General features: G+C 36.9%; 14 protein-coding genes. 6 read left to right on the top strand and 8 right to left on the bottom strand.

Going from position 1 to position 18,081, the window contains the following annotated elements; all coding sequences use genetic code 11:
- Positions 1-149: 149 nt before the first annotated feature.
- The 4 genes from SOM16_RS20745 to SOM16_RS20730 form a co-directional block, all read right to left on the bottom strand.
- A complete protein-coding gene (locus SOM16_RS20745) occupies positions 150-1,751 on the bottom strand; it encodes a S8 family peptidase (protein WP_320465905.1) in 1,602 nt (533 codons plus the stop codon).
- A gap of 153 nt (positions 1,752-1,904) precedes the next feature.
- Entirely contained in the window at positions 1,905-2,501 is a 597-nt protein-coding gene (locus SOM16_RS20740; protein WP_320465904.1) for a DUF4142 domain-containing protein, read from the bottom strand.
- A 52-nt stretch (positions 2,502-2,553) separates the two neighbouring features.
- The gene (locus SOM16_RS20735; RefSeq protein ID WP_320465903.1) at positions 2,554-3,009 is read right to left on the bottom strand and encodes a GNAT family N-acetyltransferase; all 456 of its coding nucleotides are present in this window, start codon (positions 3,007-3,009) and stop codon (positions 2,554-2,556) included.
- A gap of 63 nt (positions 3,010-3,072) precedes the next feature.
- The gene (locus SOM16_RS20730) at positions 3,073-3,564 is read right to left on the bottom strand and encodes a YajQ family cyclic di-GMP-binding protein (protein ID WP_320465902.1); all 492 of its coding nucleotides are present in this window, start codon (positions 3,562-3,564) and stop codon (positions 3,073-3,075) included.
- Positions 3,565-3,638: 74 nt separating this feature from the next.
- On the opposite strand from SOM16_RS20730, the gene SOM16_RS20725 reads away from it, so the two are divergent.
- The 4 genes from SOM16_RS20725 to SOM16_RS20710 all read left to right on the top strand — a co-directional run bounded on the left by SOM16_RS20725 (position 3,639) and on the right by SOM16_RS20710 (position 8,199).
- The gene (locus SOM16_RS20725) at positions 3,639-4,274 is read left to right on the top strand and encodes a hypothetical protein (protein WP_320465901.1); all 636 of its coding nucleotides are present in this window, start codon (positions 3,639-3,641) and stop codon (positions 4,272-4,274) included.
- 99 nt (positions 4,275-4,373) lie between these two features.
- A complete protein-coding gene (ppk1, locus tag SOM16_RS20720; RefSeq protein WP_320465900.1) occupies positions 4,374-6,434 on the top strand; it encodes a polyphosphate kinase 1 in 2,061 nt (686 codons plus the stop codon).
- Positions 6,434-7,321: an exopolyphosphatase gene (locus tag SOM16_RS20715; protein WP_320465899.1), complete on the top strand. Its 888-nt coding sequence runs from the start codon at positions 6,434-6,436 to the stop codon at positions 7,319-7,321. Before ppk1 ends, SOM16_RS20715 begins: the two co-directional genes overlap by 1 nt.
- A 209-nt stretch (positions 7,322-7,530) precedes the next feature.
- Complete coding sequence (locus tag SOM16_RS20710; RefSeq protein ID WP_320465898.1) at positions 7,531-8,199, top strand: hypothetical protein; 669 nt, start codon at positions 7,531-7,533, stop codon at positions 8,197-8,199.
- A gap of 98 nt (positions 8,200-8,297) precedes the next feature.
- Here SOM16_RS20710 and pgl read toward each other — a convergent pair whose 3' ends face one another.
- The 4 genes from pgl to SOM16_RS20690 form a co-directional block, all read right to left on the bottom strand.
- The gene (gene pgl, locus SOM16_RS20705; protein ID WP_320465897.1) at positions 8,298-9,020 is read right to left on the bottom strand and encodes a 6-phosphogluconolactonase; all 723 of its coding nucleotides are present in this window, start codon (positions 9,018-9,020) and stop codon (positions 8,298-8,300) included.
- A gap of 69 nt (positions 9,021-9,089) precedes the next feature.
- Entirely contained in the window at positions 9,090-10,604 is a 1,515-nt protein-coding gene (gene zwf / locus SOM16_RS20700; RefSeq protein WP_320465896.1) for a glucose-6-phosphate dehydrogenase, read from the bottom strand.
- Positions 10,605-10,631: 27 nt separating this feature from the next.
- On the bottom strand, positions 10,632-12,047 hold the full coding sequence (gene gndA, locus SOM16_RS20695; protein WP_320465895.1) for an NADP-dependent phosphogluconate dehydrogenase: 1,416 nt from the start codon (positions 12,045-12,047) through the stop codon (positions 10,632-10,634).
- 102 nt (positions 12,048-12,149) lie between these two features.
- Positions 12,150-12,908, bottom strand: a complete 759-nt coding sequence (locus SOM16_RS20690) for an ROK family protein (RefSeq protein WP_320465894.1) — start codon at positions 12,906-12,908, stop codon at positions 12,150-12,152.
- Between the two features lie 160 nt (positions 12,909-13,068).
- On the opposite strand from SOM16_RS20690, the gene SOM16_RS20685 reads away from it, so the two are divergent.
- Together SOM16_RS20685 and SOM16_RS20680 are read left to right on the top strand one after the other, a co-directional pair.
- The gene (locus tag SOM16_RS20685; RefSeq protein ID WP_320465893.1) at positions 13,069-14,277 is read left to right on the top strand and encodes a sterol desaturase family protein; all 1,209 of its coding nucleotides are present in this window, start codon (positions 13,069-13,071) and stop codon (positions 14,275-14,277) included.
- 484 nt (positions 14,278-14,761) lie between these two features.
- Complete coding sequence (locus SOM16_RS20680) at positions 14,762-18,073, top strand: SusC/RagA family TonB-linked outer membrane protein (protein WP_320465892.1); 3,312 nt, start codon at positions 14,762-14,764, stop codon at positions 18,071-18,073.
- The last annotated feature ends 8 nt before the right edge of the window (positions 18,074-18,081 follow it).

The raw sequence follows: 18,081 nt of genomic DNA, 5'->3' as shown, positions 1-18,081 counted from the left end.
ATGATCCCGACTCTTTAAATTACGGATTTAAAATCAGCAGTTAGAGAAGCAAATTAAAAATCCCGTCCAACGGATAAAACTAAGAAGGGCGAATTTCAAAATGAAATTCGCCCTTCTTCAATAAGCATAATTATAATTAAACTGACAGATTATTTTTTGCCATACGTAGCTGCTAATTTCAAGGCATCATAAGCATTTACAACACCACCACTAATGCATAAATCAGAGAAAGGAACGGAAACTGTTTCTCCAGTCTCTTCATCTCCTTTTTTGTAGGAAACATTATGATTGACTTTTGTAACTGATTTAACAATAATTTCTTTTACCTGTGCAGCAGACAATTTAGGATAGTAAGAACGGATTAAGCCAGCTAAGCCAGCCACAACCGGAGAAGCCATACTTGTTCCGTCTAAATCTTTATATTTTGATCCTGGAACAGTAGAATGAATGCGAACACCAGGAGCAAAAACATCAACCTGTGTTTTACCGAAGTTTGAGAAACTTGCTTTTAAAGTTTCATCATCTTTAGCGCCGGAAGCACCAACAGTGATCCATGATGCAATGGTTTTTGCATCTAAATCTTTATGGTTAGGGAAATTGATTTCGGTATCAATGTCTTTGTTTTCATTACCAGCTGCCTGTACAATTAAAACATCTTTTGAAGCCGCATATTTCATGGCATCATTAACAATCGCTTTGTCCCAGCTGTACGCTTTTCCAAAACTCATATTTATTACCTTCGCACCGTTATCTACTGCATAACGAATACCGTTAGCCACATCTTTATCACGCTCATCACCGTTTGGCGTACAACGAACGCCCATGATGGCAACATTATCTGCAACGCCCATAATCCCAAGATTATTCGTTCTATCAGCTGCAATAATTCCAGCTACGTGTGAACCATGCATTGCATCAGGACCAGTTACATCGTTATTCCCATAAAATTTCTCATTTGAATCGTTGGGGTTATCTCCCACAATTGCTCTGGGATCGTAATCTAAATTTAAATTATATTCAGCTTGTCGGGTATAATAATCTACACCTTCCTTAATCTGATCTTCATAAAAATCTTTAAAATTTCCTTTTTCTAATTGTTCAGACATCACTGCTTGTATGCGTGATTCTGGCTCATTAGCAGGCTTGAAATTCTTGAAATCTTCCGCAGTTGGATTTTCTTTTCCAATTTTTTTAACTACAGCATCTAATGCATTCTTAAAACCTGCAATACCCGCTAAACCTTGTCTTGCTTCACCCAATTGTTTTTCCAGATCTGCCCTTCTTGTTTTGAAAGCTTCCCAATCTTGTTTATCTTTTTCTGCAACGGTAGCGTCAGTGGTGTTGGCGAAACGAGCCTGATCGCGTCTTACTAAACGAGTAAGTTCCAGGGTTTCAAAATTCACCGACCCTTTTGGACCGCCAATAAAGTTCCAACCATGAATATCATCTACATAACCATTTTTGTCATCATCTTTACCATTGCCTGCAATTTCTTTGGTATTAACCCACATGATCCGTTTTAGATCTTCATGCGTAGCTTCTACACCGCCATCATTAACAGCAACAATCACTTTGGTGGATTTTTTACCTTTCAGAAGTTCTTTATATGCTTTTTCTGTGCTGATCCCAAAAGTAGAATCTGTTTTTAAATCAAGGTTTTGCCAGTTAGCTTTTTGTGCGCTAGCAAATAACGGAACTGCAATAACGAATGCACCAGTTAAGAGTACATTGAAAATTCTATTCTTATTCATTTATGTATTTTTGTGATTAAACGTCGAAAGTTAATTTTAATTTTTTTAATCTGAATAAATTGTATTAAAAATGATGTTTGGTAAACTTATGACAAGAAAAAATCCCAAATGGGATCCATTTGGGATTGATAAATTATTGAATTTAGTTTAAATTTATTTTAAATCTACAGCTATCTTTTTCGCCATTTCATTATGTTGTACTATCACAGCAAGGGTTTTTGTAGCCCATTGTTTTAATCCTGCATCTCTATTTTGGGTTCCATCCTTAAATAGGGCAACTGTCTTCTCATGATCGGTAACCATCATGCCCATATAATGTTTATCGAATGCTACACCTGTAATCTTTTTCATCTCATCCAGGTGGATCTGGTCTTCTGCGGGTAAAGCATCAGGTGTAATTACCTTCTTTTTAACTGCAAATTCTTTCAATTCTTTATTGGCTTTGGTATGGTCTTCGAGCATTTTAGCTGCAAAATCCTTTACTTGCTGACTAGAAGCATTTTTTTGTGCAATCTTTGCCGCTTCCACCTCCATAATTCCGCCAACAGCTGCTTTTCTTAAAAATGTAGCACCAGCCTCATCAATTCCTGATTCTACTACTTCAGATCCTGCAACATGGTTTCCATTAACCATGGAGGTATCGCCAGAAACACTATCTTTTGTAGTTGATGATTTTTTATCTGCCGTTTGGCATGCCTGAAAACTAACCGAAGCAGCAACGATTGAGGATAAAATAAATATCTTTTTCATGTATTGTCTTTGTTTTAATATATCTCTAAAACAAGAGATAAATTAAAAGGTTTTAATCCACTTCAGTATCTGTATTTTGATAAGGATTTGGTAATACAATTCCCATTTGTCTATCGGGATTTTCAAGCGCCTTAAATCCATATTGCTCATATAAGCGATGTGCATCTAATGTAGCCAGTTGGTAACGACGTAAACCTTGCAGATCCGGATGAAAAATCATAAAGGCCATAAGCTTTTTAGATAAGCCTAAACCACGGTAAGCAGTTGAAATGTAAACATCGCAAAGCCATCCAAAAGTTGCCTTATCCGTAACCCAGCGGGCAAAACCTATCTGTTCTCCCTTTTTATATATCCCAAAGCACAATGAATTGTCTATAGATCGTTTAACAATATCCAATGGAATGTTTTTTGCCCAGTAAGATTCTTTACTCAAATAACTATGAATAGCGTCTATCTGAAGGAGCTCTTTCTGATCTGAAAACAGAAAGTCACTTTCGGTTATCTGCATAAGGATTATGAAAAAGATAAATACAGTTAGTACGGATATGATCCTTATCTACAACTAAATTTTTTAGTTACGCATGTTAATGAATTGCAAAGGCTGATCAAAATCCGATCCGCGGCAAAGCGTAATCACCGCCTGAAGGTCATCGATTTTTTTAGCCGTAACCCGAACCTGATCATCCATAATAGAAGGTTGAACTTTTAATCCGCTAGCTTTGATTTTTGCCACCACTTTTTTAGCAGCTTCCTTATCCAATCCTTCTTTAATGGTAATTTCTTTACGGATCATGTTGCCTGAGGCAATAATTTCTTTACCGAAATCCATACTTTTTGGATCCAGATCTTGTTTCATCATTCTGGAAATAATGGAACCTTCGATTGCTTTTAAACGCATATCATCTTCAGTAACAATTGTTATGATATTTGTTTTCTTATCCAGATCAATGGTACTTTTCGAACCGTTGAAATCGAAACGGTTTAATATTTCTTTTTTAGCATTGTTAATTGCGTTGTCAAGAGTCTGCGCATCAACTTTACTTACAATATCAAAAGAAGGCATGGTTTTAGCTTTAAGGTAAAAATTAGTAGATTTATGAGAAATTAAATCGATTGCACAAAAAAACGAAAAATATTATGAAAACCACTAAAGCTAAGCCTCAAAAAAAAGCATTAAAAAAAGATGCAACAAAACAATTAGAACAATCCTTAACCGCTCAGTTTTTAGAAGTAATAAGGAGTCTTGGGCATGATGCTTCAGAGATTAGTTCAGAAGTGGCTAAAGCGAGCAAGCGCGTGGCAAAGAAATTAACGAAAAAGTTCACCGTGATTAAATCTGATGTAGGACATAAAATTGATGATATTTTACACTCATCCAAAGAGAAGGCAAAAGCAGTTAAAAAACCACTGGATAAGGCAGCAAATAAAGCCGAAAAAAGCGCAGCCAAAGTAGTTAAGAAAGCAATTTCTAAAGCCAAACCTGTGGTTCAAAGTGTTAAAGTAGCTGCGATTGCAACAGAAGAAAAAGCAGAGAAAGCCATTGCTAAATCAATCAAAGAAGTAGAAAAGTCTGCTAACAAGGCTAAAGATATTGTTGCCCCTAAAGTTGAAGCGGCAAAGGAGGAAATCGATGATGCGCCAGCTAAGGTGGCAAGCGTTGTAAAGAAAGCGGTTACAAAAACAACTACCGCTGCGAAAGATACTGCATCAGCAACTCAAGAAAAAATTGCTCCTGTAGTTAAAAAAGCCGTTAAGGCAACCACAAAAAAATAATTTGTTAACGTTAACTCGTGCATGAATTAACATTGAATTAACAAATTAATATGCAGTTTTGAGCATCCCTGCTTTGGTGGGGATTTTTTATTTTTTTAAATGAGCAAGAAGAAGATACCATTTTTAAATCGTGAAATAAGTTGGCTTTACTTTAACGAGCGTGTATTGCAGGAAGCCGCTGATGAAACTGTCCCGCTTATTGAACGAATAAAGTTTCTTTCTATCTTTTCATCCAACCTCGAAGAGTTTTATCGGGTGCGGGTGGCAACGATGACGCGGCTGACTAACCTGAACGATAAAGCCAAAGCACTTTTAGGTTTCAACCCAAGAAAAATTCTCAATGAAATAAAAAATATTGTTGTAAAGCAGGAACGTAAATTCGATCAGCTTTTCCAGGCAACACTCATCAACGAACTTGCACAAAATAGGATTTTCATTCTCAATGATACCCAATTAAATGTAAGCAGAGGTGAGTTTGTGAAAAATCATTTCCGCGATAAGATTTTATCAAATCTGGTACCTATTATGTTGGATATGGATAAACCATTTCCAGAGCTAAAAGACCGGTATCTGTATTTCTTCGTTAAACTTTCAAAAAAGGATACTAAAATTAGAGAGAAATATGCCTTAATTGAAATTCCACCCAACTTGCCACGATTTCTGGTATTACCAGAAACTAATGATCTTAAATTTATCATTCTGGCCGAAGACATTATTCGTTATTGCCTTGATGATATTTTTTATGTTTTCACATATGATAACCTGGAAGCCTACTCTATTCAGTTAACACGTGATGCAGAATTAGATATAGACAAAAACATCAACGATAAATTTATTGAAGACTTAAAAAGCAGTCTGGAGAAGCGTAAAAAAGGTAAGCCTATGCGTTTACTATATGATTCTGCTATGCCGCTGAATATGCTTACTGTTTTGGTAAACAAACTAAAACTGGAAGCAGAAAGTCTGATTCCTGGCAACCGATATCATAAATTTGGCGACTTTATTTCCTTTCCTAATGTAGGCAAAAAGGAACTAGAATATGCACCTAACGTGCCATTAAAAGTTCATGATCTGCATCGCACGCAAAGTATGTTTGCTAAAGTAGCACAGCGCGATTATCTGGTGAATCTGCCATACCAGTCTTACGATTACATTATTTTATTCCTTCGCGAAGCAGCTATTGACCCGAAGGTTACCGAAATTCAGATTACACTATATAGACTTGCAGAGAACTCTAAAGTAATCAATGCATTAATCAATGCCGCTAAAAACGGAAAGGCTGTATCTGTGCTTCTGGAACTTAAAGCCAGGTTTGATGAACAAGCCAATATATTCTGGACTACCCGCCTGATGGAAGAAGGCGTGAAAGTAAATTATGGCTTAACCGATTACAAGGTTCACTCTAAAATCTGCCTGGTAAAAAGAATTGAAAAAGAAAAACCTGTTTATTATGCCAATCTGGCGACAGGAAATTTTAATGAAAAGACAGCCGGTTTGTACTGCGATCACAGTATTTTTACTGCAAAAAAAGAAATTACAAATGATTTGGTCAAGTTATTTGATGCCCTAAGCAAACGTACGGTAACCAAAGGCTATAAGCACCTCATTGTTTCACCTTTAGAAAGCCGTTCTAAACTGGTGAACTTTATTAACCGCGAAATCAGAAATGCAAAAGCTGGAAAGATTGCCTATATCTTGCTGAAAGTAAATAGTTTAGCAGATGAAGGATTGATTTCTAAACTTTATGATGCCAGCAATGCTGGTGTAAAAATTCAATTGATTATTCGCGGGATTTGCTGTTTAGTACCAGGCGTAAAAGGCTTTAGTGAAAATATCACAGCAATTAGCATCATTGATAAATTTTTGGAACATGCCCGGGTTTACATTTTCAGTAATAATGGCAAAAATGATATGTATTTATCATCAGCCGACCTGATGAGCAGGAACTTTGAGCATAGGGTAGAAGTTGGTTTTCCAGTTCTGGATCCGGATGTGAAGCAGGAAATTCAGGATATTATTGACCTCCAATTGCAAGACAATACGAAAGCCCGTCAAATTAACGCCCTAAACAATAACAGATACCATAAAAACAGGTTAAGTAAAAAAATCCGCGCACAGGTTGATACCTACAACTACTTAAAAACCAAGCACCAAGCATAATGTTAAGATACGCAGCTATAGATATCGGTTCTAACGCAGTGAGGTTACTCATTGCAGATATCAACAAACAAGATGGAAATTACAGTTTCAAGAAAAATACTTTAATTCGTGTTCCGCTTCGTTTGGGTGATGATGCTTTTTTAGATAAACAAATTTCCGAAAAAAAGGCCGGAGATTTAATTAAAACCATGATGGCTTTTAAAAACTTGATGGATGTTTATCATGTATCAGAATATTTAGCTTGTGCCACTTCTGCCATGCGTGAAGCACAGAATGGACAGGATATCGTGAAAATGATTAAGGATAAAACAGATATCAACCTGGAAATTATCGAAGGACAGCGTGAAGCTAATATTATTTATGCCAACCATATCGAAGCCAATCTTGACGACAGTAAAACTTATCTTTACATTGATGTGGGTGGAGGAAGTACGGAACTATCCATCTTTGTAAAGGGTGCACCAGAAGCCTCACGTTCTTTTGATATTGGTACGATCAGGATGTTGGATAATCAGGATAAGGAAGAAACTTGGGAAGAGATGAAAGAATGGGTAAAAGACCATACTAAAGGTCATAAGAACCTTGCTGGAATAGGTACCGGTGGCAATATTAATAAACTTTTTAGGATGAGTGAGGAGAAAGAAAATGCACCGCTTTCCCTTCAAAAATTAAATGCATTATATAATAAGTTAACCAGCTATTCTTTAAAAGAAAGGATTAACACGCTAAAATTAAACCCAGATCGTGCAGATGTAATTATCCCGGCGTCTGAGATTTATTTAACCTTAATGAAATGGACTGGAATTAAACAAATTTATGTTCCTAAAGTTGGCATGGCGGATGGAATTATTAAGCTACTCATTGAAGAAAATTTGAAAGAAGTTTAAGATTATCAGTTACTTACATTATTAATACAATGATGATTAGTTATATCTTCGGAAAAATATACAAATCGAGCCTGATCTAAATCGTTAAGCTCGATTTTTTTTGAATTTTAGTTTGGTATTTTGCTAATCTGGAATATACCCGATACCGGGTATTTATTACCTGTACTTCGTACCGTATTTTTACCACTGTAACCTAGTAAAATACATTTATGAAGTCTAAATTAATTATGCTCCTGGTGTGCCTGATGTGCACATTAGTCCTAAAAGCCCAAACAGTAGAGGTTTCCGCATCAGAACCCGATGCCAAAATTATTGTAGATGGACAGAGCCTGGGTACAGGTAGTCTGAAAATTAAAGTTCCAAAAAATTCTTGTGTGAACGTAAAAATTAATAAATCAGGATTCTTACGTTATGAGCAAACCTATTGCAATAAAAAGGGGATGACAGAGCCTCCCAAAAAACAGTTTTTCGATATGAAAAAAGATGATGCTGAAGAAGCTTCTATCAAAACTGATCAGGCCAATATCGACTTTTCCATTGAAGTAAATAAGAAACTCGAAATCAATGATGTTTGGAAGCGTGCCAATCAAATTGTAACAGATTATTTTGATGCGATTGAGGTTGCTGATAAAGAGACATCTTATTTGCGTACCGCCTGGAGTATTCAAAGTTTTGCTCAAAACACAATCCGTACCAGGTTGATTATCAAGCTCTCTAAAAGTGATCCGTTAACCTATAAAGTAAAGTTGGTGAGTGAATATTCTGGTATGCCATTAACCAGTGTAAAAGCCGATGAGCAGTTTCACGATTGGGATAGGCTGCTTCGAAAATATCAGAATATAATTTCAGATTTTACTACCAGACTGGGAAACCAGTAAGCCCGGATCACCTCGATATTTTGTCCCAAATTTTAACAAAAAACGGAATACACGCGTTGTGTATTCCGTCATTATAATACGAAAACGTATTAACTATTTTATTCTAATAACTTAGTCGCCGCCTCATCCGTAAACCAGGTTAATTTTCCATCAATAGGGTCAATTAACTGAGAAGGATATAAATCTAAATTCTTTTCCTGATCATTAATCACATGCTTCAATGCTTCCGCTTTATTTTCACCGAAAACAAGGAAAGCAACGTTATCTGCTTTGTTGATTAATGGAGCAGTAAAACTAATGCGGTAGGTATTTAACTTTTCTACAAATACCGAAGCAATATCAACTTCCTGATCTTTTACCAATGTGGTATGTGGGAAGATAGATGCCGTGTGTGCATCATCGCCCATTCCTAAAAGAATTAGATCAAAAATGAGGTCTTCACCATTAAAGTGTTTATCGATTGCTTTCTTATATTCAATTGCAGCCTTTTCAGGAGCAAGTGTAGTATCAACATAAAAAATATGATCTTCTTTAATTCCAAGTGGATCAAGCAAAGTTTTCTTCGCCATCAAACCATTGTAATTGTCGTCATTAGCGGGAACATTTCTTTCATCACCGAAGAAAAAATAAACTTTTTCCCAGTCAATTCTATGGTTACATTCTGTCGCCAACAAATGGTACAATGCTTTTGGAGAACTTCCGCCAGTTAAAACAAAGTTAAAGCGATCATTTTCTTCGATCGACATTTCTGCGATCTTAATTACGTAATCAGCTAAATCCTGATTTAATTCTTCCAGTGTTTTGTAAATAAGTAAGTTCATGTTTGTACGTTATTCGTTGTTCGCTTTCCGTCTGTGATGATAGACGAAAAACGAACAACAGCTTTAATATTATTCTTTATTTTTAAGCGGTAAATTAAACCAATGAAAACCGTCTCTCGCAATAAGTGCCTCAGCTTCTTCTGGTCCCCAGCTATCAGCAGGATAATTAGGGAAATTAATTGATTTTTTACTTTCCCAGGTATTTAAAATCGGCATTACCAATTCCCATGCTGCTTCTACCTGGTCGCCACGCATGAAGAGTGTTTGATCACCCATCATGGCATCCAAAAGTAAGGTTTCATAAGCTTCAGGCGTATCACCTTCGTAAGTTCCTTTATAATCGAATACCATGTCTACAGGATTTAAAACCATATCTAATCCTGGTCGTTTTGCCTGAACTTGCAAACGAATACTCATTTCAGGCTGAATGCTGATGACCAAACGGTTCTGTTGCCAGTTTTCTGTTACGCCAGAAGAAAAAATCTGATGAGGCACATCTCTAAACTGAATCGTAATTAAAGATGAGGTTTGATTTAAACGCTTACCGGTTCTTAAATAAAATGGAATGCCCTGCCATCTCCAGTTATCAATATGAAATTTAACTGCAGCAAATGTTTCGGTATTAGAATGGGCATCTACACCTTTTTCCTGGCGGTATCCCGGCACTTCTTTTCCTTCTACCCAACCTTTACTATATTGGCCTCGTACGGTATGAAAACGAATATCTTCAGCAGAAAACGGACGCATAGCTCTTAAAACTTCTACTTTACGGTTTCTGATTTCATCTGCATCAAAATTAATTGGTGCTTCCATTCCGATTAAACAAAGTAATTGCAAAAGATGATTCTGAATCATGTCTCTTAAAGCACCAGATCCCTCATAATATCCTCCACGATCCTGAACACCTAATTGTTCTGTAACCGAAATCTGCACATGATCAATATATGATCGGTTCCACAATGGTTCGAATAACGAATTAGCAAAACGGAAAGCCATCATATTCTGCACCGTTTCCTTACCTAGATAATGATCAATGCGATAGATTTGTTTTTCGGTAAAGATGGTGCTTAACAGCGCATTTAGTTCTTTGGCCGACTCTAAATCATGTCCGAAAGGTTTTTCAATTACAATTCGGCTATTGTCTTCATCTTCCGTCAATTTATATTTATGCAGATATTCTGCAATAACCGGGAAGAAATTAGGTGCTACAGCCAGGTAGAAGATAATCTGAGTTGTTGGTCCATAATCTTTCTGATATTTCTCTACTGCATCTTTTAAATTTTCGAAAGTTTTTGGTTGTGCAAAGTCGGTAGGGCAGTAGTGAATCGTGTTCCCGAAATTATCCCATTTCTCTTTCTTAACTTTCCCCGATCTCGAAAATTCATTAACTGCCTCTTCTAAGGCCGTTTTGTAACTATCATCTGTAAATTCAGTTCTACCCGTACCAATAATGGCAAACTTTTCAGGCATGTAACCTTCAATAAATAAATTATAGAGTGCAGGGGCTAATTTTCTTTTATTTAAATCACCTGTACCACCAAATATTACAAATATTGTTGGACTTAATGCGGCTTTGGTTTTCATTTTATGTTTGGATTCTTTTCGTTAAAATTATGATAGTTTATTCCAGTCTGCATGGAAAACACCTTCCTGATCAATACGCTCGAAAGTATGTGCTCCGAAGAAATCTCTTTGTGCCTGAATTAGATTAGAAGGCATTCTAGCCGTAGTAATGGTATCAAAATAAGTAAGCGTTGAAGCAAATGCAGGGATGCCTACACCAGCATTAATACACGCTGAAATAGTTTTACGGGTTCCTGTTAGGGTATCTTTGATGATATTTTGGATACCTGGATCTCCAAACAAGTGCTCTAATGCATTGTTTTTATCATAAGCCTGATAGATATCTTCTAAGAATTTAGCCCTGATGATACAGCCACCTCTCCAGATTTTTGCAATTTCCTGCAATTGTAAATCGTATTGATATTCTTTCGAAGCCTGAACCAAAAGGTGCATGCCCTGCGCATAAGCGCTAATCATAGAGAAGTAAAATGCATCTTCCAGTTCATCGACAGTAATTTCTATTTTATTATCTTTTTTACCAAAAGCCTCTTCCAATGAAACCCTTAGTTTTTTAAACTTAGATAAATCACGGTTAGAAACGGCTTCGTTAATGGTTGGTATCGGCAATTGTAATTCCATAGAAACCTCCGAAGTCCATTTTCCGGTACCTTTAGAACGGGCCTCATCTTTAATTTGATCTAACAGATCATTTTGAGTAACCGTATCTTTAAACAAGAAAATTTCAGCAGTAATTTCCAATAGGAAAGATTGGAGTCTGCCTTCATTCCATTTTTTAAATACCTTGTAGATTTCTTCGTTTGAATAACCTAAACCATTTTTAAGCACACCATATACTTCAGCAATTAGTTCCATAATGGCATACTCAATTCCGTTATGTACCATTTTAACAAAGTGGCCAGAGGCGCCCGGGCCGATATAGGTAACGCAAGGATCTGTACCGACCTTAGCCGCAACGGCTTCAAAAACTTCTTTTACTACATTGTAGGCTTTTTTGTCACCGCCTGGCATCATACTCGGACCAAAACGTGCACCTTCTTCTCCACCAGAAATTCCCATCCCGAAGAAATGCAAACCATCTTTTTCTAATTCCTCAACCCTGCGGTTAGTATCTGTAAAATGGGAGTTTCCACTATCGATGATGATATCGCCTTCACTTAATAGCGGTTTTAATTCAGCAATAACGCTATCTACAATGGGGCCGGCTGGAACTAATAAAATGAGTGTTCTAGGTGTTTGCAAACTACTGATAAAAGCTTCGATGTCATCAAAACCTTCTAGATTATGTTTGTGTCCTTCATCTTCCAGCTTTGAAATCATCTTTCGATCCTTATCATAACCGGTTACAGAGAAACCCTTATCTGCCATATTTAATAATAGGTTGCGGCCCATAGTACCTAAACCGATCATCCCCAATTTGTATTTTTTTGACTCGTTATTTGACATTTTTAAATTTTTATAGTATCCAAATTTAGAACTTCCAAACTAATAAAGTGGATTTTGATGTTAAATGATTGTAATAATAATTATGACCCGTTAGTGTATAATTTACACATCAGGATTAACAGTGAAGATATTATATTTATCAGCAAGTTTCCAAAGTTTTGCACCACCTTTTATGCCATCTCTATTGGTTACGATGGTGATATTATTTTCGAGTTTAAAATCAATATGTTTTGAATTACCACCACCTATATATAAGGCATCATAATTGAAAACCGTTTTATATATCTCGATAATTTTTTTCAAACGTTTGTTCCATCGATCAGAACCAATGTCTTCAAAAGCTTTGTTTCCTATATAATCATCGTAGTCTTCCGTTTTATTGATGGGTAAATGCGCCAACTCTAAATGAGGAAGGAGTTCTCCATCAAAAAGGAGTGCTGTTCCAAATCCAGTACCAACAGTAAAAACAATTTCGAAACCTTTTCCCTTTACCACCCCTAAGCCTTGCTGATCGGCATCATTTACCAGCCTAACCGGATAATTTAAAACATTTGCTACACGCTGGGCCAGATCTACGTCAGCCCATTTGTTCTTAGCTAAATTTGGTGCAGTTTTAACAATCCCATTGGTTACATAACCTGGAAAGCCAATAGAAACCCGATTAAATGTTTCGGGTATAGGTTTAATCAGCTCTTGTATACCGGTTACAATATCTTTTGGTGTTGCACCAGCGGGCGTTTTACTTTTTAAATATTCTGACAGCATATTTCCATCTTCATCCAGTAACACTGTTTTAATACTGGTACCGCCAATATCGATAGAAAGAATGTTTGTGTGCCCGCCTTTTTTTTCTGCTGCCATATTCTTGTTTTTATATAAAGTGATTTGTACAAATTAATAGAAACAAAAAATATTAAACGAATAGAATAGCAACTAATTTAAAATAGTAATCTACTAAGTCTATATATTTAGTATAATATTTATATGTTTGTGGCGTCGATTTTAACAAAATGTTGCCACCATGACAATAAACTATCTTGCATTTGCCATTCCTGCTTTTTTTATTTTTGTTTTTATAGAATATAAAATTGCGCAACAGCGGAAAAAAGATAAGATTTTTAAGTACGAAAGCTCGATTGCTAATTTTAGTATTGGAATTGCCGAGCGATTATTAAATTTATTTATTGCAGCAAGCTTTTACCAGGCTTACCAATGGGTTTATAATCACTACGCACTGTTTCAAATCCCACATAATTGGTATATGTGGTTGTTGCTTTTGCTGGCAACTGATTTTGTATGGTATTGGTATCATCGCTTAGGGCATGAAATTAATTTTTTGTGGGCTGCACACATTGTACACCATCATAGTGAAGAGTTCAATTTTACCGCAGCTGCTCGGATTACTACGATACAGGCTGTATTTAGAAATGTTTTCTGGTGTGTTTTACCACTTGTAGGTTTTCATCCAAATATGATCATCACCATTTTACTTGCGCACGGTGCGTATTCTTTTTTTACCCATACTCAATTAATAGGTAAGTTAGGTTGGTTAGAAAACGTGCTGATTACGCCGTCGCTTCATGGTGTACACCACGCCTCTGATGAGAAATACCTGGATAAAAACTATGGTGATGTTTTCGTTTTCTGGGATAAGCTTTTTGGTACTTTCCAACGGGAAGAAGAACCGCCCAAATATGGTTTAACCCATCCCATTACGAGTTATAGCTTTTTGTGGCAACACTTTCATTATTACCTGGAGATCGCGGAAGCATATAAAAGGGCAGAAGGCGTCAAAGCAAAGTGGAATGCAGTGTTTGGAAGTCCGGCATTGATGGACCAAAATATCCGTCCGATTTTGGAAGAACGATTTTTTCAGAATAAGAAACAAAAGCGAGGAGAATCAAAATTTAAAACGTATTTAAATATTCAGTTGATTATTGTGGTTGCAGCTTTAACCGGCACTACAATGTTTTATCAATACCTGAGCGAAATGGATAAATGGGCAGTGTTTGTTTCCGTTTTACTCACCTTAATCAATATTGGCGCGTTGCTTGAACAACGAACCTGGATTTACTACCTTGAAGCCTTTCGATTGATATTTTTGTTTGCCTTTTTCTTCTATTCTTTTCAAATTTTTGAGTGGGTTATTTTGCCGATAATGCTATTGACTATTTTTGAACGAAGATTCTCCATAAAGACCCGCTATAATAAGTATATGTTAAGTACTTAAGAAACGAAAATACTTTCATTATCTTTCGATATTGAATGATCATTAAAATGTTACTTAAGAAAAAATGATCTCCATTCAACGCTATTTTTATTGCGTATCGTAATTATTACGATTTCTGCTTAGCGCTATTTTATTTATATTCATCTATCAGGATAAGATCCTAATGATCATGTCATGGGATGTTTAGTAATCTTTTATCAAAAAAGATTCTCGCTATAAAATCTTAAAATATAGCATTTTCTCAGCTACAAATTCTACTAGTATTGTAATTACTATTTATTATCAATACTTTCGATTTGTTATTTAATTCTATTTATCGAAAGATATTGTAATCAAAGTAAAAGCAAACGGAATTAATAGATCTTAATTCTTATACCTTAATATTTCGTTAACATATTTTTAACGTAAGGAGGCTTACTTTGTCCGCTGATCCGGAGATAGTAAAACGAATTAGGGAACAACCACTAACCGGATATAGATAATTATGATTGAAAAATTTACTCAAAAAATTTCGCTGTGGCAATGTCCTTTAATTTTCAGGAGAAGCCACAAGATTGTTGATCAAAAACATTGGAAGCCTTTTGGTCAGCTTTCGAAAACTATGGCCATTTTTACCGCCGTTACACTTATTCACATTATTTTATTTAACAAAGCTGTTGCGCAGGTAAACCCGGCAACTGTTACGGTAAAAGGAATTGTGTTGGATGATGAGGACGGACAAATTCTGATTGGAACAACCATTACAGATGGCAATAAAAAGTTTCTTGGCGTAACTAACGAAAAAGGAAATTACACCGTCAAAGTAGCTAAGGGATCCACCCTAAATTTTAATATGGTGGGATATAAAACGGTAAGTCGTCTATTTACCAGTAATGAAAACAATGCGATTATCCGGTTGGCCTCTTCTACCAGTAATTTGAATGAAGTAGTAGTTACTGCTTTAGGTATAAAACGGGATGAAAAGGCCTTGGGTTATTCGGTTACGAAGGTGGATAGCACAGCCTTAACTAATGCTGTTGCCAGTAATTGGACAGAAGCACTTTCAGGAAAGGTAGCTGGCTTAAATCTGGTTCGGAATAGTGGTCCGGCTGCCTCAAATAAGATTATTTTACGTGGCGAAAATAACCTGACTGGCGATAATGAAGCATTAATTGTGATTGATGGAGTTGTGGCGAGTAGCTCCTCCAGGCGTACCGCAGCCTCCTCAGGTGGCGTTTATGGAACCTCAGGAGATGTAATGCCTGCAGATTTTGGTTCTGCACTAAATGATTTAAATCCTGATGATATTGAGAGTGTTACCGTATTAAAAGGGCCCGGAGCCTCTGCGCTATATGGGCAACGCGGTGCAAATGGTGCCATTATCATCACCACCAAATCTGCTAAGGCAAATAAGAAACTCAACATCACTTTCACCTCAAACAGTACATGGGAGCAGGTTAATAAAAGCCCTGATGCGCAAAATCAATTCGGACAAGGACAGTTCGGCGTACCTTATTTTTCTTATGGTACATCTGATGATGGACCAAGCACCAATGGCACCAGTGCAAGTTGGGGCGCGCCGCTAGGTACAGGCGCTAGTTTTTTTCAGTATGATCCGGCTACAAAAACACGTGGTCTGACCAGAACGCCATGGGTAGCGTATCAAAACCCGGTTGATGCTTTTTTTCAAACCGGATTTGAATCTTCAAATGCATTAAGCTTAGATGGTTCCTATAAAGGCGTTGGAATGAGATTGTCTGTCAGTCATGGCGATAACGAATGGATTGTACCTAACACAGGGTTAAATCGTACTTCAGTTTCTTATTCCGCCAACACCGATGCTAACAAGAAGCTAAGCGTTGCATTTAAAGCAGCTTATAATAATAGAAACAGTGATAATTTGCCGGCAACAGGATATGGAAACCAATCTTTAATGTATTGGTTTATGTTTGCTCAACCGAATGTAAATACCGAATGGTATCGTGATTACTGGGCACCTGGAAAAGAGAATGTTCAGTTTGTAAATATTACCACTACGAATCCTGAAAGCCCTTATGCTATTTCAGAGCAGTATATTAATAAGCAACGTAGAAACGGGATTCTGAGCAACATTCAGGCAACTTATAAAATCACCAGTAATTTAAGTTTCTTGTTAAGGGGATCGATTGATTATAATAAAGATATCCGCGAAACACAACGCCCTTGGGATGCAGCAGGAAATAAGTTTGCACAAGGTTCTTACCGCGTTCAAGACATCAACTCTTACGAAACCAACATAGATTTCCTGGTTCGGTACGATAAAAAAATTACCAAAGACATACAGCTAAATGCGAATGTGGGTGGAAGCCAGATGCGGAATGAGTATAAAAAATCTGAATTACGTGCAGATGGATTGGTTGTTCCTGGTATTTTTGATCTGACTAATAATGCCAGTCCGCTGGTTTCTGTTCCGGATACGGCCAGATTCAGAATCAACAGTTTTTACGCTGCCTTATCTTTCAGCTTCAAAAATTATCTTTTTCTCGATTTAACCGGCCGTCAGGATTGGAGCAGTACATTGGCTACACCATTTAGAACAGATAATGTTGGCTTTTTCTATCCATCAGCCAGTACATCATTAGTTGTTTCTGATTTACTACCACTTCCCAAGGCTATTAGCTTTTTTAAATTAAGAGCATCAATTTCACAGGTGGGCAGCGGTGGAACTACACCATACCGTACCGCGTATAATTATAGTCTGGCTTCTAATGGAGTTTATCCGGATAGTGCAATGACGAATCCAAACGTTTTGCCGAATCCAAATTTAAAACCTTTAAAAACTACCACAATTGAATTGGGTTCAGAACTAAGATTATTTAAAAACCGCTTAAATTTTGATTTTGCTGCTTATCTGGGTAATACTAAAAATCAAATCCTGAATAGAATCGTTGACCGTTCCACAGGTTATAATGTTGCAGTATTTAACGTAGGGCGTGTTCAAAACAAGGGTATTGAGATTGCTGTAAATGGAACGCCAATTAAAGGCCAGAAATTTAAGTGGGAACTTACCGGAACGTTCACCGCAAACCGTAATATCATTAAAGAACTAGCAGACAGTTCGGTGGTACTTAGAACTGGCGCCTTAGGTGGCGGACAAATTGTAGCTAACGTTGGCGGAAGTATGGGCGACTTATATGGAAGGGGCTATATGCGATCGCCGGATGGGCAGATTATTTATGATTCTGCAACGGGAAATGCTAAAATCAGTACTTCTGATTTGATTTACTTGGGAAATACCATGCCAAAGTTTAGGTTCAGTTTTGGTTCTACACTTACTTATGATAAATTCAGCATCAACGGATTATTTGATGCACAGCTGGGCGCAGTAGCGCACTCACTTACCTTCTCTAGAATGGCGGCTTTAGGAAAACTTAACCTCACCTTACCAGGAAGATATAATGGTGTAGTAGGCGATGGTGTTATTCAAAATCCGGATGGTACCTATCGTCCAAATGATATAGTGGCTACAAATCTGGAAAGCTTTTATACGTCCCTTTACGGATCAGACCAGGCGGAGGGTAGCGTATTCAGAACAGATTATTTAAAATTCAGGGAGGCTAACATCACTTATACTTTCGGACAAGCTTTCTTAAAAAGAATTGGCTTTACCAAACTCACAATTGGCGCTTATGGCCGGAATTTATTCATCTGGTCGCCATGGCCAGCATTCGATCCTGAATTTGGAACACTTTCGGGAACTGATATTGTACAAGGTTTTGAAACCGGACAGTTGCCATCTACCAGAAGTTATGGCGTTCGTTTAGTGGTGGGATTATAATTTAAAGA

Source organism: Pedobacter sp. CFBP9032 (assembly GCF_034045265.1).
Classification (GTDB): domain Bacteria; phylum Bacteroidota; class Bacteroidia; order Sphingobacteriales; family Sphingobacteriaceae; genus Pedobacter.
The sequence above is the reverse complement of the archived record's forward strand: the minus strand, read 5'-3'. Positions and strand labels throughout refer to the sequence as shown.